The organism is Leifsonia xyli subsp. xyli str. CTCB07 (assembly GCF_000007665.1).
GTDB lineage: Bacteria > Actinomycetota > Actinomycetes > Actinomycetales > Microbacteriaceae > Leifsonia > Leifsonia xyli_C.
Window position 1 is genome coordinate 669,995 of record NC_006087.1, and the last position, 23,116, is coordinate 693,110.

Here is a 23,116-nt window from a genome sequence, read left to right on the forward strand (position 1 = left end):
CCTCGTACGATGGACCGAGGCCGCTGGGCGCCTCCGGAGGAGAGGCGGCGGATGAGTTCGGGACCGGGAGACGTGCTTCAGCTCATTCGCCGTTCGGAGGCGAGTACCCGCGGCGAAGTGCAGCAGCTCACCGGCCTGTCGCGGATGACCGTCGCCCAGCGTATCGATGCGCTCATGGACGCGGGACTCATCGTGGAGCACGCCGGCGCGGGCGAGGCTACCGGTGGCCGCCGCCCCGACCGGCTCGCCTTCCACGTCGAGCGCTCGGTGCTGGCGGTGGCCGCCGTCGACACCGAGCGCTCCCGCACCGCCCTCACCGACCTCAGCGGACGCGTGCTGGCGACCGACACCGTCGAGGTGGCCATCACTGACGGCCCGACGACCCTGCTCGACGCCCTGACTGCCTCGATGCGTGGGCTGATCGACCGGGCCGCCCACGGCCGAGACGTCGTCGGTTCCGGCGTCTCGGTCCCCGGCCCGGTGGACCCGCGCACCCGCCGTCCGTCCCAGCCGCCGATCATGCCCGGCTGGGACGGCTTCCCGATCGCCGAGCACCTCGCCCAGTCCCTCCCCGTGCCCACCTTCGTCGAGAACGACGCCGACGCAATGGCGTTCGGGGAGCAGTCCACCAACTTCCCGGACGACCCGGCGGTCTGCCTCGTCAAGGTCTCCACCGGCATCGGCGCCGGTTTGGTCATCAATGGCTCGGTGTACCACGGCATCGACGGCGGCGCCGGCGACATCGGCCACATCAGGCTCGCCGACGAGGACGCCATCTGCCAGTGCGGCTCCCGCGGCTGCCTCGCCGCCGTCGCCAGCGGTCGCGCGGTCGCGATGCAGCTGACCGGCTCCGGCGTCCCCGCCGCCTCCGGACATGACATCGGCCGGCTCCTCCGCGACGGCAACATCGACGCCCTCCGCCTCACCCACCGGGCCGGAATGCGTATCGGCGAAGTCATGGCCACCGTCATCTCGATGATCAACCCGGGCACACTCATCGTCTCCGGCGACCTCGCCTCTGCCGCGCTCCTCGGCGGCCTCCGCGAAACCCTCTACCCGCACTCCCTCCCGCGCGCCACCCGCAACCTCGACATCCGCCTCGGCGAACTCGGCGCCGACGCCGGACTGATCGGAATGGCCCGCATCGTCACCGACTCGCTCTACTCCGCCGACGCCATCAACCATCAGCTCGCGTGACGCCCGTGAGAGCGCTTCGCCACAGGGCGGAGCCCATCGACGCACTCCTAACCACGCTCGCCAGCCAACTCGACCGGCTCACCGCGTCCGCATCAACCGAAGCGAACACGCTGACGGCAAGCGGGGATCGTTCGCGAAGTTCCAGGACCTCTCCACCTGGTGGTTAGGCGGCACCGGACTGCTTGCTGCAGTGCTTATCGTCGCAGGCAGGGCCGCCTGGGCTTTGCGCCGGTGCCGCCTCCGCAACCCAGCGGGCGGCACAGAAGCCAGCGATAGCCATCGCCGAGCGAAACACGAGGTGGCCACACCCGAAAGGACCACGCGGGCGATAACCCACAACTACTATCTTACTGGACGCTATCCGGGCCTGCTCAACGTATGGGTTTTCGTGGGGAACTGCTCCCCATCCTCGTTCCCACACCAGGCGGTCAGCCCCTCTTTCGGCGTGGTGCCGTTCGTCGTCGCAGTGCGCAGGATCTTCTGCCCGTGACCGTCGGTGCCACTTAGCAGCCAGGTGTCCTCCCCGTCTGACGGTGCCAGCGGGCCAGCGCATCGGCGGCGACCTCGGTGTAGGCGTGCCCGATGTGCGGGATGTCGTTCACGTAGAAGATCGGCGTCGTGATGTAGAAGGGGGAGCCATCGGACATGAAATCATCCTACGGGCGGGCCGTGTTCTGTCCGCCTCGCTCTCCCCGTGCCACCTGTTTGGTCGCGTTCGTGGATCAGGCGAGATGTCGGACGAGCGTTTCTGCGAGCTCGCGGACGAGTTCTCTCGTGTAGCAAGCCGGATTGTAGCCGATGCGGAGCACACTGCGCGAAGAACCCTGTCTCAACTCGACGGCGAGCGGCGTCTTGGGCAGGAGCGGTTCCAGATTCGTGGGTGGGAGAGGGCCTCGCCCAGCGAAGTCAGCTCTGCCATAGCGCACAACGGTGCCTCGTGAGAGAGGATGACGACGTTCGAGTAGTGGGCGTGGTCGGCGAGCACCGCGGATACTCGCGCGATCATCTCGACTTCCGACTCTCAGGAGGCGGCTGCCTGCTGACCGCCCGAGGCGACGTAAGCCCGGGAGGCCGCCTCCACATCCTCGGTCGTGATCGTGTCGGAAGCGTCCTTGACCGGGAGCCAGTCGTGCAGCCGGATGTCCACCAGCAACGGGGCATTCGCGCCAGCCGCGAGCCGCGAGGCCGTCTGCAACCTCCGAGTGTACGGAGAGGAGACGAAGAGATCGATTCCGCGGCCGGCGAAGTCGCTCCCCAGCCGGTCCGCCTGCGCACGTCGGCGTGCGCTGAGTGCGCGAAGTCTCGTTTGAATCCGGCATGCGCCGGATCGACTCGCTCAAGAGACTCGTAGTCGGCGTTCGCGTGTCGCGTGTCGCGTGTCGCGTGAGAAAATATGTAATCATAGATTTCGACTCCTTCGTCATCTTCACATCTGTTGTTTGGATTCCGTTATTCTTCGGAATGCGTCCAGCTTTTACATTACAACACCGATCTTCTACGTGAACGACGTCCCGCACATCGGCCACGCGTACACGGAGGTCGCCGCCGACGTGCTCGTGCGCTGGCACCGCCAGGCCGGGGAGGATGTCTGGCTCCTCGCTGGCACGGACGAGCACGGGCAGAAGATCCTCCGTACCGCCGCCGCTCAGAGGCTCAGCCCCGCCGAGTGGACCGATCGGCTCGTCCACGACTCGTGGCGGCCGCTGCTGGAGGCTCTGCGCATCTCCGCCGACGACTTCATCCGCACGACCGAGGACAGGCATAAGGTGGTGGTGATCGCCTTCCTGACGCTACTACGCGAGAAGGGGCTCGTCTACGAGGGAACCTATGAGGGGTTCTACTGCGTCGGCTGCGAGGAGTACAAGCAGGAGAGTGACATCATTGCCGGCACGGGGGCGTTCGCGGGACAGGTTCTGTGCCCGGTGCATGCGCGGTCGGTCGACGTGGTGAACGAGAAGAACTACTTCTTCAAGATGAGCGCGTTCCAGGATCGGCTGCTGGAGATGCTCGCGGATGAGGAGTTCCTGCGGCCAGCGGCGGTGCGGAACGAGATCCTCGCCTTCGTCGGCTCCGGGCTCAAGGACATTTCGATCACCCGGTCCAGCTTCGACTGGGGCGTCGAAGTCCCCTGGGAGCCGGGCCACGTCGTGTATGTCTGGTTCGACGCTCTGCTGAACTATATCTCGGGGATCGGATGGGGCTCGGATGTTGAGGAGTTCGACCGGAGGTGGCCGGACGTTCACATCATCGGCAAGGACATCGCCCGGCTGCACGCGGTGCTCTGGCCCGCGATGCTCATGGCGGCGGACCTTCCGGTGCCGAAGCGGATCGTCGCGCACGGCTGGCTGCTCGTGAACGGCGAGAAAATGTCGAAGTCGAACGCGACGGGGATCGGGCCCGAACAGATCGTCAAGGCCTTCGGTATCGACGCCTTCCGCTACTACTTCGTACGGTCGATTGTGTTCGGCCAGGACGGCTCGTTCAGCTGGGACGACATCCACCGCCGGTACAACGCGGATCTGGCGAACGGACTCGGCAACCTCGTGTCGCGCACGATCGCAATGATCACGAAGTACCGCGCTGGCATCGTGCCGGAGGCCGCTGCTCCGACAGCGGCGGAGGACGAGGTTCGGCACACGATCACGCAGGCGCGGGCGAACGCGTCTGCCGCGATCGACCGCTTCGCCCTCTCCGAGGCCCTCGGCCAGGTCTGGACGATCGTCGAACGCCTGAACAGCTATATCACGGAGCAGACGCCGTGGAGTCTCGCGCGGGACGAAGCGCAGGCGCACCGGCTCGACACCGTCTTGAACACGGTGGCCGAGGGTCTTCGCGAACTGGCCGTGCTGCTGCGTCCGTTCCTCCCCGACACCGCCCAGGCGATCTGGGCGGGACTCGGGGCGGAGGCGGTCTGCGGCGACCTACGACGGTCAGACGGCGGAGAGGGGCGCGGCCGGCGGCAGCCTCCTGAGGGGTGTCGCCATCGCCGACGTGCCGCCGCTCTTCCCCCGCATCGAGCGGGAGGCGGTGACCGCCATCGCGGAGGGACGGACGCCCGGCTCAGCCTCACCGCTGAAGAGATGATCGAGGTCGCCCGCACGACCGCCGCCCGCTCGGCGCGACGTTGGACGAACTCCTCCACCCTGTCGCAGCAAAGAAGGAGAGCGAGGACTGATGCTCAAAAAGATGCCCTACTAGCGCAAGACTAGCTATACCTTCGCCGTGGATTCTCGCCGCTTTCGCTCGTTGCGGCAGGTGTTCCCTGTGGCAACTTCCGGTCTGGTGCGCCTTCTGTCTATGCCTGAGGGGTGCTTTAATGCGCGTTCCTGCTCTGGCTGGCGGGGACGCTTCCTTTTTCTACGGGATCCAACAGGAACCGAGCGCCCGGGGTCCCGAGCGGCGGGGTCTGACGTTGTATTTTGTTCGAATCGCTAGGAGTGCGACACCCCGCGATCACCGTTTCAAGAGGGTGATTATTTCGACGGTTGCAACCCGCCGCACCCCCTCCGTTACATAGATCTTTTCGCTAGCGCGAAGCAAAATTCTAACGTGGTCCGGGAACAAGAACCCAACTAAATATCTGGCAGGATCCGCTGCAGCAGGATGCTATGAAGCTCAACATCCTGCGGGACTGCATTCGTGCCTGTGTCCACGAACGTAGCGGTTGCTGCGTAAACAGCAGCGGTCGGCGGCCCACTCGCCCTGCCGCCTTGCTCCGCGTCGATCCAAGTAACTAGTCCGATTGCAAGCGGGCGTTCGATGCTTCCGATCACCAAGAAATCCCTGTCATGGTTCGGTTGATTAGCTCAAATTGAGACATTCCGTCCGCGTAATAGGCCGGGCTAACGCCATCCAGGCTCTGACGAAAGAGGAGGCTACCGCAGCCGGGACGGGCGTCAATGCCTGACTCGCAAGCGGAGGAAAAGAAATACAATAAGGGCAGCATCAGTCACGAGCCCAATCCACCGTGAACGAAAAACACGCGCCGACTTCCGGCTAACTCCATGAGCATTGCATAAGCAACGCTCATGATGGCAGGAAGACCAGAACATCCAAAATCTAAGAAGTCTTGCAATCAATGCATAACATGATCGACATCTACACTCGCGCCAGCAGACCAGACCCGCCGCCTCATGAATCAGGCTTTCTTCATCAAAGTCCTCATTGGCGAAACCGACTCCGTTGCGGCCAAACCCTTCGGGCTCTACTTCGACAAGAACACTCAGCAGGCCGTGATCGAAAGCTCAACCGGCAAACCACCGACCCCTTCACTCGGCCGCGGGTTCGAACATCGAACATTGAGGTGCCCCCAGTAGGATTTGAACCTACGGCCTTCTGCTCCGGAGGCAGACGCTCTATCCCCTGAGCTATGGGGGCCAGGAGTTCCCGTCCAGGCTAGCATCCTTTCGGATGCCGCCTGGTCACGCCCTCGCGAAGAACTAGCTGGCGGGAATGTTCGCCAGCACATTCGCCATGAGCTGCGCTGCGTCGCCCGGCTCGAAGAAGGCGGCGGACTCGGCGACGATCCACTCGGTGCCGCGGAAGATCTGCACCTGCCCGCTTGTTCCGGCTTTGAAATAGCCCTCGATGGGCGGGGCTCCGTAGGTCGGGACCGGCTGGGCGTCGGTGATGGCGGCGTTCTTGAGGCCTTCGAGCTGGTTGGCGGGCGGGCGGGCCACGGCGATCTCGATGAGCTGGTCGCTGGTCTGGTTCTGCCAGGCGCAGGCGGTGCCCTTCCACTCGGCGATCCGCTTCTCCAGGCTGCCGGTCTTGGGGGAGTAGTCTGGCGCGCTGCCAACGTTCGGGTTGAAGGCGTACAGCTGCTGGGCAGTGACAAGTGCGTCGCAGGCGATGGCCAGTGGCGTCGGCGGGTCGGTCGGTGCCGCTGCCGGCGTCGCCGGGGCGGCCGGGGCCGTCTTGGCGTTCGCGGTCTTCCCCGGCGTGCTCGTCGGGGCCGGTGTCGGAGCGCAGCCCGCGAGGGCGGCTGCCGATGCCAGGGCGATGGTGGCGGCGATGATCCGGGCGGGATGCTTTTTCATGCGGCGTGCGTCTTCCGTGCTGCGATGCGGTCTCCGCGACTCTATCAAGGCGGGATGCCGTGTGGCTGGCCGGTAGAATCGGTCTCTATGACTCCCGCTGACCTTTCCGCCGCTCTGTTCGCCATCGTCACGACGGCGATGGACCGGCGCCGGGCGACGGGGGCGGACATCGCTGGCCTGGAGCTGACCGTCGAGGACGTTCCGCTGGAGCGCCCGAAGAACCGCGGGCACGGCGACTGGTCCTCCAATGTCGCGATGCGGCTGGCGAAGAAGGCCGGCGCCAACCCTCGCGAGCTCGCGGCAGAGATCGCGGAGGCCGCTGCCGGAATCGACGGTGTGGCCTCCGCCGAGGTCGCCGGCCCGGGTTTCATCAACTTCCGGCTGGAGGCTGCTGCGGCCGGCCAGCTCGCCCGCACGATCCTGGAGGCCGGGGCAGCTTATGGCACCGGGGACCTGTACGACGGTCTGCTCGTGAACCTCGAGTTCGTCTCCGCCAATCCCACCGGGCCCATCCATCTCGGTGGCGCGCGCTGGGCGGCGGTCGGCGACAGTCTGGCGCGCATCCTGCAGGCAGAGGGCGCGGATGTGACCCGCGAGTACTACTTCAACGACCACGGCTCCCAGATCGATCGTTTCGCCCGCAGCCTGCTCGCCGCCCATCGGGGCGAGGCGACGCCGGAGGACGGCTACGGGGGTGGCTACATCGGCGAGATCGCCGCAAAGGTCGCTGCGGGCTACGACGGCGACCTCGCCGCGCTCTCCCGGGACGACCAGCAGGAGGTGTTCCGCTCGGCGGGCACAGCGCTGATGTTCCAGGAGATCAAAGACCGCCTGCATTCCTTCGGCGTCGACTTCGATGTCTACTTCCACGAGGACTCGCTGCACGCCTCGGGGGCCGTCGAGCGGGCCATCCGCCGCCTGGACGAGCTCGGCCACATCTTCGAAGAGGACGGTGCGGTGTGGCTGCGCACGACAGCCTTCGGCGACGACCGCGACCGGGTGATCGTCCGCTCGAACGGCGAGCCCGCTTACATCTCGGGTGATCTCGGCTACTACCTGGACAAGCGCGAGCGCGGCTTCGAGCAGAACATCATCATGCTCGGTGCCGACCACCACGGCTACATCGGCCGGCTGATGGCGATGGTGGAGGCTTTCGGCGACATCCCGAACGTCAACCTGCAGATCCTCATCGGCCAGATGGTGAACCTCGTCCGGGACGGCGAGCCGGTCAAGATGTCCAAGCGCGCCGGCACGATCGTCACGCTGGACGACCTGGTGGACGCAGTCGGGGTGGACGCCGCCCGCTATGCGCTCGTCCGTTCGTCCACCGATTCGCAGCTCGACGTCGACCTCGACCTGCTCGCCAAGCGCAGCAACGAGAACCCCGTCTACTACGTGCAGTACGCGCACGCCCGCACTCGCTCGGTGGCCGCCAACGCGGAGCGCGCCGGTGTGGACCGCAGCGCGTTCAAGCCGGAGCTGCTCACGCACGAGACCGAGAGCGCACTGCTCGGCGGGTTGCAGGAGTTCCCGCGGGTGGTCGCCCAGGCGGCCGAGCTGAGCGAGCCGCACCGCGTCGCCCGCTCCATCGAGGAGCTGGCCGGGCTGTACCACGCCTGGTACGCGGTCCGCGACGGCTCGACCCGCGTGATCCCGCTCGGCGAGGAGCCGGTGACGGACGCGCACCGCACCCGCCTGTGGCTGAACGACGCGACCGGCCAGGTTCTCCGCAACGGCCTGAGGCTGGTGGGGGTGTCCGCTCCGGAGCGGATGTGATCCGATGACCGATCAGCCGACGGAACAGCTGCTGCCGGGGGGCAGCGGGGGAGGCTCCGTCCCGGGCGAGGCTCCGCTGGCCACGCCTCTTCGTGTGGACGCTCGTCCCGCTCGCGGCCCTGGCGATTCTGCTTGTCGCGACCGATGCCATCGCGCGCTCGGTCCTGGAGCAGCGGGTCGCCGCCGAGATCGAGAAAAGCCTGCCCGAGACCGTGAAAGCCGATGTGGATGTCCGCATCGGCGGACTCTCCGTGCTCCAGCAGCTTCTCGCCGGCCAGTTCGAGAGCGTCGACCTCCTCGCCCCGCGTGCGACGGTCGCAGGCGCTCCGCTGAGCTTCCGCGTCCACGCGACCGGCGTCCCCACCGATCTCGGCGTGCCGATCGCCTCCGCCACCGGCACGCTGAGCGTCTCGCAGGACTCGCTGAACAAGCTGGTCACCGTTCCGGGAGTCACCGGAGACCTGACCCTGCAGCAGGGCGCTGTCGGCTACGACGGCCGCCTCGATCTCCTCGGCCTCCCCGTCGGCTACACGGTGAGCGCGAAGCCGGAGGCGGCGGGCAAGGAAGTGCTGTTGCACCCGGAGAAAGACCAGCATCTCGATGGCGACGGGCGATGTGAACGTCACACGGCTGCTCCAGTCGCTGACCGAGAGCGGGCCTTTCCCGGTGTGCGCGGCGCAGTACCTGCCGGATGGCGTTCTGGTGCGCGACATCACGGTGACGCCGGGCCGTGCGACGGTGGTGCTGAGCGCCTCGCGCTTCGTGATGGGCGAGGAGTTCCTTCGCAGTAAGGGACACTGCCCCGAGAACATGCCTTGACAAGACACGATTGATCGGCTGGAGCGCGTCGGCCAGGAAACCGTACATGGCGAAGCGGTGCCGGCGTCCTCAATTTCCAAGGCGAAGCGAGGCAGGTAACGGCGGAAAGGCACCAGTGGGACGTGGCCAATCTGCCTGCGTTGGCATGATCAATAGTGAGACGGGCCTCAGCTCGGCTGTGTGGCAACGAACTGTTCCCCCAGCTCCGCCAAGGCTGTGGCTCCGTCGGTGCTCCTCAGAAGTTCTCTCAAGCTGGTGCGGGGCTCCTGTTCTGCCATGAGCCTTTCCACCGTCCTTGCCACTTCGTCCCCAGGCATCGAGGCATCGACACGTGCGCCGAGCCCCAGCTCGACGGCACGTTGCGCGTTTCCGATTTGCTCTGGCGAACGCGGGTAGAACAACGCTGCTGGTCCGGCAGCAAGTGTCTCGAGGAGTGAGCCGTGCCCGCCATGAGTAACGACGAGGCTCGCTCCGCGGATCTCGGCTATCACCCCTTGCGTGAAGTTCAAGAATCTCGCGTGCTTCCACCGGGTGACACCCTCAGCAACTCACTGTGCAGCATCCGGGCCGATAATGACTTTGGTCTCGATATCGAGACGTGCGGTTGAATCGAGGAAGTGACGTACATCGTCGCCGCCGGCTCCGCTTCCTCCGAGCGTCACGACAATCTTTCGATCGCGTGTTGGCGGCAGGTCGAGGAGGTCGCGGCGATCCGCAGCCGAGAACAATGGCCCGATGTGACGTGCCTCGAGCACAAGGTCCATAACCATTCCCGAGATCTCGGGGGCAAGTTCGTTCCATGGGTCGAGGGCTCCAAGGCTCGGTATCGCCAAGACGTCGCCGAGGATCTTGTTTCTTGCATTGCTGTCGATACCGATATCGTCGAGTGTCCTCAGCAATTCAGGCAAGATCACATGGAGCGGATGGGCAAATAGGCGGAGGTTGTGAACGGTGATGGAAGGTATGCCATGGAGCGCTGCCGCAACACCGGCGGTATTTCGCATGTCCGCGAGAACCAGGTCGGGTCGCACCGCCTCAATTGTCCCGAATTCATCTTCCAGGCTGGACTCGACATAAGACCTACTTGCCTGGCGGGTGCGTACGAAATCCCTGAACGCATCCGGCTCGGAGATCTCATGCCATCGTAGATCGGGCGCGATTTCTCTGATCCCAAGCCACCTCGCACCGGCGCGTGTGACCTCCTCGCGTCCGGCCTCGTGCGAGGCAATAGCTACCTCGTGTCCACGGGCAATCAATGCTTCCGCAGCAGCAGCCATGCGACGGACATGTCCCAAACTGCTGCGAGTGAATGAAAAAGCAAGTACGCGCATTTATGCCGCCAATCGTGGAAACCGTAAAATGAGAGCGATGACGAAGCTCGCTGTGACCGGCACAACGAGGACCAAGAGCGCGGTGCGAACTCCCAGCCCAGACGCCAAGGAACCGCACACGAAGGTGCCGACCAGCACAGATCCCCAAGCAACGGTCCTGCCAGCGGAATTGACGCGTCCCTGCAGATGAAGAGGTGTCACGCGCTGGCGCGCGGCAATGCTGAGCACCATAAGCGAGGTCTGTGTGGCATTCCATGCCAACACCGCAACCCCGGCGATCAGCCAGTTTGGCGAGCGCGTGAAGAGAAACATCAATGCGACGTTCGCCAGAAGAAGCACCCGGACCATACGAAGCGTGCTCCATCGCTCTAGCCGTGGGGTCGCTAAAGCACCGATCAGTGCGCCTAGCCCGGATGCCCCGACAATAAGTGAGATGTGAAGGTCGGTGGATGCCAGCCCAAGAGCATCGGAGCTGAATACGATCAGCATGCCGTAGACGGCGCCTCCGCTGATCCCCATTCCGATACTGGTCGTCATGAAGAAACGGATCGTTGGCTCCACAACGGAGAACCGAAGGCCCTCGACAAGCTGCTGAAGGCGACTCCCCACGGATGGAGCCACCGGGTTGAGTGCTTTAAGTCTCGTCAGGACGAATCCCGAAATCGCATACAGAGCGGCGAGAATACCGAACGAGGTCCCGAGGCCAAACGTGTTCAGCATGGTAAAAGCAAGGGGCGCCGCGGCGACGGAGACGAGCGTAGAGATCAGCCAGAGACGGCTATTTGCGAGAGCGAGATCGCGTCCCGGGACGATCCTTGGGACGATAGCGCTGCTCGAAACATCGAACCAAACGTAGGCCGTGGATGATACAGCGGCCACGAGGAACAATGGCCAGATCGCTGTCGTCCCGGTCAAGGTGAGGATCGGAACTACCGCAAGCGCTGCGCAGTTAACGAACTCCATCGCGGCGATCACCGCACTTGGCGTGCCGCGGTCTACCGTTGCGCCGGCCAGAATCCCGAAAACGATGTACGGAACTACGTTGGTGGCGCTCATGAGACCAGTCAGGAATGGGGATTCGGTTTGAGCGAACACCCACAGACTGAGCAAGACCCAGGTTAGTCCGGATGCCATAGCTGAAAAGATTCGGCTGGCGAGCAGCACTCGAAAATCCGTGCTCGCAAGCGAGGCGCCGGCATCCGGCTCGGGTGCGGTGGTGTTCATCCGGTTCTTCCCAAGCGAATCTCGACGTCGTGTGGTGCAGAGATCTCAAGTCCGACCGATTCGAATAGCTGTCCCACATCGACAATGCGGTCAAAGGTGCGGCGCACGGAGTCGAGACCCTCTTCGTCGTCCAACGCGCCGCCAACGCCCACCGTGTGGACGAGGGCGGGGAATCCGCTCCCGACGACGATCAGCCGGTTAAGGAGGAGATTGTTGACGAGCTGAGCGTGCGTTCCTTTCAGGGAATAACGCCGGCCGATGACGATTGCTGCACCGAGCTTGTTGGTGAGAGGCCGGTGGAATCTCATGACCCCAACTCCCGCCCGCTCGATGAAAAGCTGCATCCGTGCTGCAAGTCCAAAGCCGTGGACAGGCGCAGCGAGCATCACCGCGTCGGACCGTTCCATGGCCTCAACGATGAGAGGCACGTCATCGTCAACAGGACATGGTGTAGCTCGTGAGTTGCGCTGACCGCAGTTGCACTGCGAGACACGGTAGTCAGCGAGACCAATCTGCTGCGTTTCGCAGCCTCGGCTGCTAGCTCGATCGAGGGCGAACGCCGTCACCTTCGACGTCCATCCATCAACGCGCTCCGAGTCATTGATGGCAAGAATTCTCATTCGAAATCCTCAGATGAAAGGGTCCTAGCAACGGTTGATTTTTCGACACAATCGAGGAGGCGAGTGCTGGGCAAGTTGATCGCAGTTATGGATATTCTGGACGATAGCCATGAGGTATGGAAAATTTAACACGGTGTTCGTGGGGTGCTAGGTGTGATGTCCAGGGGGGTTGTTTCGGCGATACGGTCGTGAGGAGTTGAGGGGCGAGGGCCTCCGGTTGTGAAGTGGAGCTGTTCAGTTCAACCGCTTCACGATCCAGGAGGCCTTCGTGTCCCACGTTAACGCTGCTCTCACACCGCGCGCTCGTCTGCGCCTTGCCAGGCTCATCGTCGAGGACCATTGGCTGGTCTCCGTCGCAGCGAAGATGTTTATGGTCTCGCCCGTTACCGCGCGGAAATGGGCGGCGAGGTTCCGCGCCGAAGGCACGGGAGGGATGACCGACCGGTCTAGCCGCCCACGATCGATGCCAACGCGGACGCCGTTGCCCGTGCTCAAGCGGATCGTGCGGGCGAGGTGGCGACGACGCCTGGGGCCGGTGCAGATCGCCGGCGAGCTTGGCCTTCCCGCCTCGACCGTCCACGCCGTCCTGGTGTGCTGCCGCATCAACCGGCTCTGCACCATTGATCGGGTCACGGGCGAGCCGATCCGTCGCTACGAGCACGACCACCCTGGATCGCTGATCCATGTCGACGTGACGAAGTTCGGCAACATCCCCAACGGCGGCGGCTGACGATTCGTCGGCCGCGTCCAGGGCGAACGCAACCGGGAAGCGACCGCCACCCGCACGAAGAGCAGGAACCACCGCTACGAGCCACGGTTGGGCACCGTGTTCGTCTACACGATCATCGACGACCACTCCCGCGTCGCCTACGCCGAGATCTGCTCCGACGAGAAGGCGGACACCGCGATCGGTGTCCTGCGGCGTGCTGTCGCCTGGTTCGCCGACCGGGATGTCAGCGTCGAACTCGTCCTCTCGGACAACGGCTCCGCCTACAAGTCCTACGCCTGGCGAGACGCCTGCACAGAGCTCGGGATCAGGGCGAAGAAGACCCGACCATACCGACCACAGACCAACGGGAAGATCAAACGCTTCCACCGCACACTCGCCGACGGCTGGGCCTACGCCCAGTTCTATGGTTCAGAGGCCGAACGACGAGAAGCACTCCCCGGCTGGCCCCACTTCTACAATCATCACCAGCACCACTCCGCCATCAGAGCCCCACCCATTAGCAGAATCGACAACAACCTCACATCACAGTTAGGGTGTGTTGCTGCTTGAGCGTCATTGAAGCAGCGCTCGACGATGTTGCGGCCTCGGTAACGGGTCCGTTGTCGTGGACCGAATTCGATCGGTCGGGTCGATGGCGACGGTGGGCGACCTGGTCATCGAACTTTGAGATCGTCGTGGCGATGCTCTGTCGACGCAGCCAAGCCCCGCTGGTTGTGGGATTGTTGGTGAGTAGGATGTTGAGTCTGAACTTCTGGAGCTACGCCTGAAACTCCAACCCATACACCGGGCGATTGGCGACACGGCGATTGAGGAGAGAGAGCATAAGCAATGAGTGACACCGTAAAGACCCCTAGCCGCATCAACATCGGGCTCCTCAGCGAATCCATCGATGTCGATGATCCGTTCGCCGCCTTCCTTGCCCTGCGGTCGGTGTACGGCGATGACGAGGTAGCGCTGCTCGAGTCTTTGGGGGGCCCAGGGATTGACAACACGTCGGCTCTGATCCAGTTCGGGCTTGTCGTCGAGATCAGGATCGCCGCTCGACGGATCGACATCGCTGGAGTGTCAGGGGTACGAGCACGACTGCTCCAGCGGCTTCTTCACGCGCAACTGATCCAGGTCGAGTCGGACGGCCACCGCATGGCGGACACTGCATCAGTGTGGGATGTGGCTCGAGCCTGTCAGTTAAGCTTTGACGCGCCAGATTCGAGCGCCATGTCCTTCGACGTGGGGTTCTCCGCGGTGCTTGCATACGAGATTGCCGCCGAGACCGAAAATCTCACTTTCGCGAATCCCGCGACTGACGATACTCCGGATATCGTTCTTCGACTCTATTCGTCGACGATCGAGTACGATCTGGCTACTCGCGCCGCCTGACTCGTCACGGCGACCAGTGACCTTTGGGATTCACCAAATGACATCCTGAGAGTCCTTGCCGCGCCGGCGGCGGAGCAGGTCGAGCCCAACGGGCGGCAGCGGGATAAAGCCGAAGACTCGATGACGCAGGGGGCTTACCGAGTCAAGGCCGAAGCAGCGCTTGAGCATATTCGAGCCGGCGACATCTATCAGGTCCAGATAGGGCACGAAGCGCTTGTGAAGGGCGCACGAGACGATGTGGGCGTCTACTCTCGTATGCGGCGCGACAATCCATCGCCGTACATGGCGTTCCTTCCGCTCGGACACCACGCGATTTTGAGCAGCAGCCCAGAACTCCACGTGCGAATCTCCGGTGACACGCTTCTCATGCGCCTCATCGCAGGAACGGCGCGGCGCGGCTCGGATGCCGAAGAGAACGAGCGGAATCGCGATTGGCTGATCAGCGACGAGAAGGAAGCAGCCGAACACGTCATGCTGGTTGATCTTTGTCGTAACGACCTCGGTCGAGTCGCTATGACAGGTCGGTCGACGTAGACCAGCTCATGACGGTCGAGGAGTACTCGCACGTATATCATCTGGTGAGCACTGTCTCGGCAAAGCTCGATCCGCGACGGGATGTGTACAGACGTCATCTGTGCGACATTTCCCGCGGGCACGATGACGGGCGCGCCAAAGATCAAAGCGATGGAAGTCATCGAGCAACTCGAGGAGAGCCGCCGTGGGTTTTACGCTGGCGTTTTCGGACTGATTGGATTTGGCGGCTTTGCGAACCTTGCGTTGAGCATCCGGACAGTGGTGGCCGGATCTGATGGCTATACGCTCCGGGCCTCTGCGGGCATTGTGATCGATTCGATCCCCGAGTCAGAGTGGAACGAGACGCTGGCGAAGATGGGCGCACCGGCTAGGGCAACAACAGGAAGGGATCTGTGATGAAAGCACTTCTGGTCGACGCTTTCGACAGCTTTTCTCACATTATCTATCAATACCTCGAAATGGCTGGCGTCCACACCGAAGTCGTTCGGAGCGGACAGCTGACACCGGAGGATATCGTCGCGGGTTACCACGACTTTGTCTTATTGGGCCCCGGGCCTGGCACTCCTGAAGACTCGGGTCACGTTGAAATCGTCAAGGCTGTCGCCGGAAAAAACCCATTCTCGGTGTGTGCCTCGGTCATCAGAGCATCGCATAGGTCGCCTTCGGTGCGACGGTCTCTCGCGCAGAACGTCCCATGCACGGCAAAACCAGCGTGATCGAACATGACGGCCTTGGAGTCTTTGCCCGACAGGCCCCGTCCTTCCGCGCGACGCGATATCACTCACTTATTGTCGACGAGTCAACGTTGCCGGCGGATCTCATGGTCTCGGCGCGCGCAGGAAGTGATAACGCAATAATGGGAGTTCGGCACGGGGCCTTGCCTATCGAAGGCGTTCAGTTCCATCCCGAGTCCATCCTGACGGATGAGGGCATCACCTTGTTCCGCTCCTTTGTTGAAAGGGTAGGCGAACCTGCGCGCGACTGATGACGGTTCAGGCGGTGATGTCCGGGTTGTCTTCGCCGGTGCGCGCGAGCTTCGACGAGAAGCTCTCCGTCGATTCGCTCTGGCGAACGCCTCTCCGGAGATCGGCGCCGCGCCGTCGATTGACAGCTATGACAACTTCCTAGAGCCGCTGTCGTAACACGGAGGGAGGGCGGCGTCCGCCTCGATAGACTGTTTCGACAACTTTCATCGGCTTCAGAGGCCAACCCGGGTCCGCTCGCCAGGGAGGCCCCCACTCGTCGTTCTCGTGAGGTAACCCCTATGGCACCCAACCCGCTCGCGCCATCCTGGCTGAAAGTTCCGGAGGACCCGAACGCGCTGGTCCCCGGTCTGTGGTCGCGCACCGTCGTCCGAGAGGCGGGCGATGGCGTGCTGTCCGTCGGTGGCGTCCCGGTCACCGCGCTCGCCGAGCGGTTCGGCACCCCGCTCTATGTGGTGGACGAGGCCGAAGTGCGTGAGCGGGCGGCCGACGTCCGCGCAGCCTTCCAGGAGGCGTTCGCCGGGGTCGGCACGGCCGCGAAGGTGTACTACGCCGGCAAAGCGTTCCTTTCGATCGAGGTCGCGCGGTGGATGGCCGGGGCCGGGCTCAATATCGACGTCTGCTCGGGCGGCGAGCTAGCGGTGGCGCTGGCGGCGGGCGTCGCAGCCGACCGGCTCGGGTTCCACGGCAACAACAAGTCGGAGGCCGAGATCGAGGCGGCGGTCTCCGCCGGCGTCGGCGCGATCGTCATCGACAGCGTGCAGGAGATCGACCGGGTCGCGGCCGCCGCCTCCCGGCACGGTGTTGTGCAACCGGTCCGGCTGCGGGTCAACAGCGGGGTACACGCGCACACGCACGCCTTTCTCGCGACCGCACACGACGACCAGAAATTCGGCATCGCGCTCCCGGACGCCGCGGCCGCTGTCGCGCGCATCCGCGAGCACGGGAGCCTCGCCTTCCTCGGGCTGCACGGCCACATCGGTTCGCAGATCTTCGGCGCTGACGGTTTCGCCGAGTCGGCCTCCCGCCTGCTGGCGGTGCATCGCGAGCTGCTCGCGGGTGGCGACGTCCCCGAGCTGAACCTCGGCGGCGGCTTCGGGATCGCCTACACGGCCGCGGACGACCCGGCGCCTATCGCGGAGCTGGCGCACCGGATCGCGGAGACGGTCGCGGCCAGCTGTACCCGTCTCGGCATCCCGCTGCCGGTCGTCGCGTTCGAGCCGGGACGCTCGATCATCGGGCGCGCGGGGCTGACCCTTTACACGGTCGGGACGACCAAAGAGGTGCTTGCCGCCGCCCAGGACGGCGGTGAGACGGCGGTGCGCCGCTACGTCAGCGTGGACGGTGGGATGAGCGACAACGCCCGGCCCGCGCTGTACGAGGCCGACTATTCCGCGAGGATCGCCGGCCGCGTGTCCGCTGCGCCGCCGGTCCTCGTGCGGGTCGCCGGCAAGCACTGCGAGAGCGGCGACATCGTGGTGCATGCGGAGTATCTGCCCGCCGACACCGCCCCGGGCGACCTGCTCGCCGTTCCGGCGACCGGCGCCTACTGCTGGACGCTCGCGAGCAACTACAACTATCTCGGACGCCCGGCGGTGGTCGCGGTCCGCGACGGCGAGGCGCGGGTGATCGTGAAGGGAGAGTCGATCGAGGATCTGCTGGCGCGCGACGCCGCATACGAAGGAGCGAACGGATGATCGAGTACCGCAACCTCCGGGTCGCCCTGCTGGGCGCCGGATCGGTCGGTTCGCAGGTGGCGCGCCTGCTGCTGGACCAGGGCGATGAGTTCGCCGCGCGCGTGGGCGCGAAGCTGGAGCTGGTCGGCATCGCGGTTCGCGACCTCCACGCCAAGCGCAATGCCGACCTGCCGCGCGATCTGTACACGACGGAAGCGAGCGCGCTGATCCTGGGCGCTGACATCGTGGTGGAGCTGATGGGCGGCATCGAGCCGGCCCGCGGGTATGTACACGAAGCGCTCACTTCGGGCGCCGACGTGATCACGGCGAACAAGGCGCTGATGGCGACGCACGGCCCCGAGCTGTTCGAGGTCGCCGAGCAGGTGGGAGCCCAGCTCTACTACGAGGCCGCCGTGGCCGGGGCCATACCGATCATCCGACCGCTGCGCGACAGCCTCGCGGGCGACCGGGTCAACCGCATCCTGGGCATCGTCAACGGCACGACCAACTTCATCCTCGACCGGATGGACACCACCGGTGAGACACTGGCCGACGCTCTCGCTACGGCGACCGCCCGCGGCTACGCCGAGGCCGACCCGACCGCGGACATCGGCGGCTATGACGCCGCGCAGAAGGCCGCCATCCTCGCGAGCCTCGCTTTCCACACCACTGTGCCGCTCGACCGCGTGTACCGCGAGGGCATCACGAGTGTGACCAAGGAGCAAGTGGATGCGGCTCGCGAGGCCGGAGCCGTCATCAAGCTGCTCGCGATCTGCGAGCGGCTCATCGACCCCGAGACGGGCGAGGAAGGGGTCTCCGCCCGTGTCCACCCGGCCCTCATTGGCCGCGACCACCCGCTCGCCGCGGTGCATGGCGCCCACAACGCGGTGTTCGTGCAGGCGGCGGCGGCGGGCGACCTCATGTTCTACGGCGCGGGCGCGGGCGGTGTCGAGACGGCTTCTGCGGTGCTGGGGGATGTCGTGTCCGCCGCGCGTCGTCACGTCGTGGGCGGGCCGGGCGTCGCCGAGTCGACGCACGCGGACATCCCGGTGCTCGACATCGGCCGGGTGATCACCCGCTACCAGATCACGTTGGACGTGCCCGACCAGCCGGGCGTGCTCGCGGCGGTCACGCGTATCCTGAGCGATGGCGGTGTCAGCGTCGAGACGATGCGGCAGTCGGCGCCCACCGGCACGGGCGTCGTCGTCCTGCCGGGCACGGCGCCGATTCACGGCGCTGGGGCACCCACCGCTACCCTGGTGATCGGCACGCACGAGGCTGAGGAGGCCGCGCTGGCGGCCACCGTCGAGGCACTCGCGGCCAGCGATGCCGTCTTCGCCATCTCGTCCGTCCTCCGAGTCGAAGGATACTAAATTGCTCCCGTCGCCGAAACCGCACAGCAGGCAGTGGCGCGGTGTCCTCCACGAGTACGCCGACCGCCTGAGCGTCTCCGCGTCGACGCCGATCGTGACCTTCGGCGAAGGCGGCACCCCGCTCATCCCGGCTCCGGCCCTCTCGGCCCGCACCGGTGCGACCGTGTACGTCAAGTTCGAGGGGATGAACCCCACCGGCTCCTTCAAGGACCGCGGCATGACGATGGCGATCTCCAAGGCGGTGGAGCACGGCGCGAAGGCCGTCATTTGCGCTTCGACCGGCAACACCTCCGCCTCGGCCGCGGCGTATGCGGCCCGCGCCGGCGTTCAGGCCGTCGTCCTCGTGCCGGAGGGCAAGATCGCGAAAGGCAAGCTCAGCCAGGCGATCGCCCACAACGGCCGGCTGCTTCAGGTCCAGGGCACTTTCGACGACTGCCTCGACATCGCCCGCGACCTTGCGGCTAGCTATCCGGTTCATCTGGTCAACTCGGTCAACCCCGACCGCATCGAAGGACAGAAGACAGCGGCGTTCGAGATCGTCGAAGCGCTCGGCGATGCGCCGGACTTCCACGTCGTCCCCATCGGCAACGCCGGCAACTACACCGCCCACCACCGCGGTTACACCGAGGAGCTGCAGCGCGGCGAGGCCACGAAGCTGCCCCGGATGTTTGGCTTCCAGGCCGCAGGAAGCGCGCCGATCGTGCTCGGCCATCCCGTGAAGGACCCGGATACCATCGCCACCGCCATCCGGATCGGAAACCCGGCGTCGTGGGAGCTCGCGCTGAACGCGCGCGACGACAGCGGGGGCTACTTCGGCGCGATCGCCGATGCCAAGATTCTGGAGGCGCATCGCATCCTGTCGGCGGAGGCCGGCGTCTTCGTGGAGCCGGCCAGTGCGATCAGCGTCGCCGGTCTGCTGGAGCGCTCGGAGGCGGGCGTCATCCCAGCCGGCGCGACCGTGGTGCTCACGGTGACCGGTCACGGCCTGAAAGACCCGCAGTGGGCGCTGCGCACCGCGGACGGCTCCGAGGTTCAGCCCACCTTCGTCCCGGTCGACACCGCTGCCGTCGCCGAGACGCTCGGCCTGACCTCGAACACGGGAGTGAGCGCGTGATGCTGCGCACGGTCGATCTGAGCGGCCGCTCGGTCGCCGTCAAAGTGCCCGCGACGAGCGCGAACCTCGGCCCTGGTTTCGACACGCTCGGGCTGGCGCTCGCCCAGTACGACGAACTGCGTGTCAGCGTCCGGCCGGAACCGGGCGCGACGGTCGTGGTGCGGGGGATCGGCGAAGGCGAGGTTCCCACCGACGAGACGAACCTGGTCGTCCGCGCGATCGCCCACACGTTCGAGTCCGTCGGGGTCGAGCTGCCGGGGCTGAGCCTGGTGGCGCGCAACAGCATCCCGCACGGCCGGGGGATGGGGTCGTCCGGAGCCGCGATCGTTTCCGGCATCATGGCGGCGAAAGGGCTTCTGCAGGGTGTGGCCGACATCGACGCGCAGGGCCTGCTCGCGCTCGCGAACGATATGGAAGGGCACCCTGACAACGTCGCGCCGGCGCTGTTCGGCGGGCTGACGATCGCGTGGGTGACCCCGGATGGGCCGCGATTCAAGAAGCTCATCGTGCATCGCGGGGTGTCGCCCCTCGTGCTGGTCCCCGAGCGCGTCATGTCCACCGCGCTCGCCCGCAGCCTTCAGCCGGCCTCCGTCCCGCACGAGGACGCGGTGTTCAACGTCTCGCGTTCGGCCCTGCTCGTCGCGGCGCTCATCCAGAGCCCCGAGCTGCTGCACGCGGCCACCGAGGACAAACTCCACCAGAGCTACCGCGCCTCGGCCATGCCGGAGACCGACCGGCTGATCACTTTGCTTCGCACCAACGGCTTCGCGGCCGTGGTCTCGGGGGCCGGTCCGTCCATCCTTGTGCTGTGCAGTGACCCGGGCCAGCGGCTCGCCGCCGCCAGGCTCGTCGCGACGCAGGGGGCCGCCGCCTGGCAGCCGCTCATGCTCGCGGTCGACTTCAAAGGGGCCACGGTGCCCCGGATCGCAGAGGACGCAGTCAGCGGTGAGGGAGACACAACGGCTGTCTAGAGTCGAAAGCGGCCCCGCTGAGGTGATAAACTGTGTGAGAACCCGCGAAGGACCCGTATCACGAGCATATGCAGCTTCCGGGTGATCTCTTAGCAATCATGCAGTCACTCCTGCTTGTGCTTTTGGACGTCCGGTGTCATCCGGATGTCCAGAGCGCAACGTAGCGCGGATCAGAACGCAGCGCGTCGAAGGCAGTCTCGTGTGACGAATGCTCATAGCGGCGCGCATGGAGCGCGCCGGGGGAAAGGAACCCTCTTCAGTGACTGATGTCGAACTCCACGCCGGGGGCGTGGACACCAGCGACCTGACCTCGCTCAAAGTGGCGGAGCTCCAGGCTCTCGCCACCCAGCTCGGTCTCCAAGGCGCAAGCAAACTTCGCAAGGGCGAACTCGTCGCGGCCATCGCCGCGGCGCGGTCCGCGGTGGAGGGCGCCCCTGCGCCCGCCGCTGCGGGTCAGCAGGAACCCGCGAGCGCGGCCTCTCAGGTCCTCATCGAGCCGCTCATCGCCGCGCCCGTCGAGGATGAGCCTGCCGCGGCGACGCTGCTGCCGCAGACCGGAGGACGCCGCCGCGGTTCGCGCCGCGCGTCCAGCCCTGACGGCACCCGCATCACCGCTGCCACGCACGTCAACACAGGGGAGACGGGCGTCGAGTCGCTGATCCCGGATGTCGATGCGCTGCTCGACTCGGCTCTCGCCTCGCGCGAACAGGCCCAGCGTGACGGCCAGGGCCAGAACGGAAGCCGGCGCGGGCTCGGCCAGAGCGGTCAGCAGGAGCAGAACTCCCCGCAGACCGCCCCCACCGCGGGCGCCGACAGCGCCGAGGCGGACGCCCCGCGGCCTGCCGGACAGCCCGGCGACCAGCAGGACGCTCAGACCAGTGGCGGCCGTCGTCGCGGCCGCAACCGCAACAAGGGCGCCGGTGGTCAGAACGGCGAGCAGGGCCAGAACCAGGGCCCGCAGAACCAGAACCAGAACCAGAACCACCAGAGTCAGCCCAAGGACCTTCAGCAGGGCGGCGAGCAGGGCGAGAAGCAGGGCCAGCAGAACCGCAGCGGTCAGCAGCAGGCCGAGGGCGAGCGTTCGGGCCGCTACCGCGACCGCAACCGCAAGCGCCGGAGCGGTGTCGCCGGGGACGAGCTGGAGCCGGAGATCGACGAGGACGACGTCCTCGTCCCGGTCGCCGGCATCCTGGACGTGCTCGACAACTACGCCTTCGTGCGCACCACCGGCTATTTGCCGGGGGCGAGCGATGTGTACGTCTCGCTCGGCCAGGTCAAGAAGTACAGCCTGCGCAAGGGCGACGCCGTGGTCGGCGCGATCCGCCAGCCGCGCGAGGGCGAGAACAACAGCCGCCAGAAGTACAACGCGCTGGTGAAGGTCGACTCGATCAACGGCCAGACCGTCGAGGAGGCCGCGGCGCGTGTCGAGTTCGGCAAGCTGACCCCGCTCTACCCGCAGGAGCGTCTGCGGCTGGAGACCGAGCCCACCAAGATCACCCAGCGCATCATCGACCTCGTGGCCCCGATCGGCAAGGGTCAGCGCGGTCTGATCGTTGCGCCGCCCAAGGCGGGCAAGACCATCGTGATGCAGCAGATCGCCAACGCGATCACCACCAACAACCCCGAGGTTCACCTCATGATCGTCTTGGTGGACGAGCGTCCCGAAGAGGTCACCGACATGCAGCGCACGGTCAAGGGCGAGGTCATCGCTTCCACCTTCGACCGTCTGGCCGAAGACCACACCACCGTCGCGGAGCTCGCGATCGAGCGGGCGAAGCGCCTGGTCGAGTTGGGTCACGACGTGGTCGTGCTGCTCGACTCGATCACCCGCCTGGGGCGCGCTTACAACCTGACGGCACCGGCCTCCGGCCGCATCCTGTCGGGCGGTGTCGACGCCTCCGCGCTCTACCCGCCGAAGCGTTTCTTCGGCGCCGCGCGCAACATCGAGCACGGCGGCTCGCTCACCATCCTCGCCTCGGCGCTGGTGGAGACCGGCTCCAAGATGGACGAGGTGATCTTCGAGGAGTTCAAGGGCACCGGCAATATGGAACTCCGCCTGTCGCGCCAGCTGGCCGACAAGCGCATCTTCCCCGCTGTGGACGTCAACGTCTCCGGCACCCGCCGCGAAGAGATGCTGATGGGCCAGGACGAGGTCAAGATCACCTGGAAGCTGCGTCGCGCCCTCGCCGGCCTCGACCAGCAGCAGGCTCTGGAGATGGTGCTCGGACGACTCAAGGAGACGTCGAGCAACGTCGAGTTCCTCATGCAGATGCAGAAGTCGATGCCGCAGCCGGCAGCCGGCCACGGCGCCGCCCACTCGCACGGTCACGAGAACGACCACTGCTAGCGGAC

At 65.5% G+C, this 23,116-nt stretch carries 17 protein-coding genes, 1 tRNA gene and 4 pseudogenes; 14 read left to right on the forward strand and 8 right to left on the reverse strand.

What is annotated here, in order from left to right; genetic code table 11:
• The first annotated feature begins 51 nt into the window (after positions 1-51).
• Positions 52-1,197, forward strand: a complete 1,146-nt coding sequence (locus LXX_RS03280) for an ROK family transcriptional regulator (protein WP_041767211.1) — start codon at positions 52-54, stop codon at positions 1,195-1,197.
• A 435-nt stretch (positions 1,198-1,632) separates the two neighbouring features.
• On the opposite strand, the pseudogene LXX_RS14140 reads toward LXX_RS03280, so the two are convergent.
• Positions 1,633-1,844, reverse strand: a pseudogene (locus LXX_RS14140) (class I tRNA ligase family protein); the annotation flags it as partial.
• 374 nt (positions 1,845-2,218) lie between these two features.
• Entirely contained in the window at positions 2,219-2,509 is a 291-nt protein-coding gene (locus tag LXX_RS13405) for a histidine phosphatase family protein (RefSeq protein ID WP_081423070.1), read from the reverse strand.
• Between the two features lie 187 nt (positions 2,510-2,696).
• Here LXX_RS13405 and metG point away from each other — a divergent pair, with 187 nt between their 5' ends.
• Complete coding sequence (gene metG / locus LXX_RS03285) at positions 2,697-4,406, forward strand: methionine--tRNA ligase (RefSeq protein WP_256030696.1); 1,710 nt, start codon at positions 2,697-2,699, stop codon at positions 4,404-4,406.
• Between the two features lie 1,095 nt (positions 4,407-5,501).
• Here metG and LXX_RS03290 read toward each other — a convergent pair.
• Together LXX_RS03290 and LXX_RS03295 are read right to left on the reverse strand one after the other, a co-directional pair.
• A tRNA-Arg gene (locus LXX_RS03290) sits at positions 5,502-5,574 on the reverse strand.
• Positions 5,575-5,636: 62 nt separating this feature from the next.
• Positions 5,637-6,236, reverse strand: a complete 600-nt coding sequence (locus tag LXX_RS03295) for a hypothetical protein (protein WP_041767213.1) — start codon at positions 6,234-6,236, stop codon at positions 5,637-5,639.
• 87 nt (positions 6,237-6,323) lie between these two features.
• Here LXX_RS03295 and argS point away from each other — a divergent pair, with 87 nt between their 5' ends.
• Both argS and LXX_RS03305 read left to right on the forward strand, forming a co-directional pair.
• Positions 6,324-8,012, forward strand: a complete 1,689-nt coding sequence (gene argS, locus LXX_RS03300) for an arginine--tRNA ligase (RefSeq protein ID WP_011185613.1) — start codon at positions 6,324-6,326, stop codon at positions 8,010-8,012.
• A gap of 92 nt (positions 8,013-8,104) precedes the next feature.
• Entirely contained in the window at positions 8,105-8,803 is a 699-nt protein-coding gene (locus LXX_RS03305; RefSeq protein ID WP_011185614.1) for an LmeA family phospholipid-binding protein, read from the forward strand.
• A 195-nt stretch (positions 8,804-8,998) separates the two neighbouring features.
• Here LXX_RS03305 and LXX_RS16555 read toward each other — a convergent pair whose 3' ends face one another.
• The 4 genes from LXX_RS16555 to LXX_RS03325 are packed head-to-tail and all read right to left on the reverse strand — an operon-like array spanning position 8,999 to position 12,006.
• Positions 8,999-9,340 (reverse strand): glycosyltransferase, encoded by a 342-nt coding sequence (locus tag LXX_RS16555; RefSeq protein ID WP_041767216.1) that lies wholly within the window; start codon positions 9,338-9,340, stop codon positions 8,999-9,001.
• Between the two features lie 39 nt (positions 9,341-9,379).
• Positions 9,380-10,108 carry a hypothetical protein gene (locus LXX_RS03315; protein WP_192807313.1) on the reverse strand — a complete coding sequence of 243 codons (729 nt, stop codon included), beginning with the start codon at positions 10,106-10,108 and terminating at the stop codon, positions 9,380-9,382.
• Between the two features lie 54 nt (positions 10,109-10,162).
• Complete coding sequence (locus LXX_RS03320) at positions 10,163-11,386, reverse strand: MFS transporter (RefSeq protein ID WP_011185616.1); 1,224 nt, start codon at positions 11,384-11,386, stop codon at positions 10,163-10,165.
• Positions 11,383-12,006, reverse strand: coding sequence for a flavodoxin family protein (locus LXX_RS03325; protein WP_011185617.1), 624 nt, complete (start codon positions 12,004-12,006; stop codon positions 11,383-11,385). The genes LXX_RS03320 and LXX_RS03325 overlap by 4 nt, the downstream gene beginning before the upstream one ends.
• 268 nt (positions 12,007-12,274) lie before the next feature.
• Between LXX_RS03325 and LXX_RS13410 the strand changes: the two are divergent.
• From LXX_RS13410 to rho, 10 genes and pseudogenes are all read left to right on the forward strand, one after another.
• Positions 12,275-13,285: pseudogene (locus tag LXX_RS13410) on the forward strand (IS481-like element ISLxx4 family transposase).
• 279 nt (positions 13,286-13,564) lie between these two features.
• Positions 13,565-14,113: a hypothetical protein gene (locus tag LXX_RS12560; RefSeq protein ID WP_050737831.1), complete on the forward strand. Its 549-nt coding sequence runs from the start codon at positions 13,565-13,567 to the stop codon at positions 14,111-14,113.
• 120 nt (positions 14,114-14,233) lie between these two features.
• Positions 14,234-15,043 (forward strand): annotated as a pseudogene (locus LXX_RS16560) (anthranilate synthase component I family protein).
• 62 nt (positions 15,044-15,105) lie between these two features.
• A complete protein-coding gene (locus tag LXX_RS16565; RefSeq protein ID WP_370558470.1) occupies positions 15,106-15,363 on the forward strand; it encodes a hypothetical protein in 258 nt (85 codons plus the stop codon).
• Positions 15,309-15,632 (forward strand): annotated as a pseudogene (locus tag LXX_RS16130) (aminodeoxychorismate/anthranilate synthase component II); the annotation flags it as partial. The gene LXX_RS16565 and the pseudogene LXX_RS16130, both read left to right, overlap by 55 nt.
• 279 nt (positions 15,633-15,911) lie before the next feature.
• Entirely contained in the window at positions 15,912-17,327 is a 1,416-nt protein-coding gene (lysA, locus tag LXX_RS03350) for a diaminopimelate decarboxylase (protein WP_011185618.1), read from the forward strand.
• Entirely contained in the window at positions 17,324-18,679 is a 1,356-nt protein-coding gene (locus LXX_RS03355) for a homoserine dehydrogenase (RefSeq protein WP_011185619.1), read from the forward strand. Before lysA ends, LXX_RS03355 begins: the two co-directional genes overlap by 4 nt.
• Positions 18,633-19,793, forward strand: coding sequence for a threonine synthase (gene thrC / locus LXX_RS03360; RefSeq protein WP_081423072.1), 1,161 nt, complete (start codon positions 18,633-18,635; stop codon positions 19,791-19,793). Before LXX_RS03355 ends, thrC begins: the two co-directional genes overlap by 47 nt.
• Positions 19,793-20,764 (forward strand): homoserine kinase, encoded by a 972-nt coding sequence (thrB, locus tag LXX_RS03365; protein ID WP_011185621.1) that lies wholly within the window; start codon positions 19,793-19,795, stop codon positions 20,762-20,764. Before thrC ends, thrB begins: the two co-directional genes overlap by 1 nt.
• Before the next feature lie 208 nt (positions 20,765-20,972).
• Positions 20,973-23,111 (forward strand): transcription termination factor Rho, encoded by a 2,139-nt coding sequence (gene rho, locus LXX_RS03370; RefSeq protein ID WP_011185622.1) that lies wholly within the window; start codon positions 20,973-20,975, stop codon positions 23,109-23,111.
• Positions 23,112-23,116 lie beyond the last annotated feature (5 nt).

Bases quoted from the DNA above. Each gene is read 5' to 3' on its own strand.
- LXX_RS03280 (WP_041767211.1), top strand. From the start codon at position 52: ATGAGTTCGGGACCGGGAGACGTGCTTCAGCTCATTCGCCGTTCGGAG.
- LXX_RS03295 (WP_041767213.1), bottom strand. From the start codon at position 6,236: ATGAAAAAGCATCCCGCCCGGATCATCGCCGCCACCATCGCCCTGGCA.
- argS (WP_011185613.1), top strand. From the start codon at position 6,324: ATGACTCCCGCTGACCTTTCCGCCGCTCTGTTCGCCATCGTCACGACG.
- LXX_RS03315 (WP_192807313.1), bottom strand. From the start codon at position 10,108: ATGGCTGCTGCTGCGGAAGCATTGATTGCCCGTGGACACGAGGTAGCT.
- LXX_RS03320 (WP_011185616.1), bottom strand. From the start codon at position 11,386: ATGAACACCACCGCACCCGAGCCGGATGCCGGCGCCTCGCTTGCGAGC.
- LXX_RS03325 (WP_011185617.1), bottom strand. From the start codon at position 12,006: ATGAGAATTCTTGCCATCAATGACTCGGAGCGCGTTGATGGATGGACG.
- LXX_RS12560 (WP_050737831.1), top strand. From the start codon at position 13,565: ATGAGTGACACCGTAAAGACCCCTAGCCGCATCAACATCGGGCTCCTC.
- LXX_RS16565 (WP_370558470.1), top strand. From the start codon at position 15,106: ATGGCTGGCGTCCACACCGAAGTCGTTCGGAGCGGACAGCTGACACCG.
- lysA (WP_011185618.1), top strand. From the start codon at position 15,912: ATGGCACCCAACCCGCTCGCGCCATCCTGGCTGAAAGTTCCGGAGGAC.
- LXX_RS03355 (WP_011185619.1), top strand. From the start codon at position 17,324: ATGATCGAGTACCGCAACCTCCGGGTCGCCCTGCTGGGCGCCGGATCG.
- thrC (WP_081423072.1), top strand. From the start codon at position 18,633: ATGCCGTCTTCGCCATCTCGTCCGTCCTCCGAGTCGAAGGATACTAAA.
- thrB (WP_011185621.1), top strand. From the start codon at position 19,793: ATGCTGCGCACGGTCGATCTGAGCGGCCGCTCGGTCGCCGTCAAAGTG.
- rho (WP_011185622.1), top strand. From the start codon at position 20,973: ATGCTCATAGCGGCGCGCATGGAGCGCGCCGGGGGAAAGGAACCCTCT.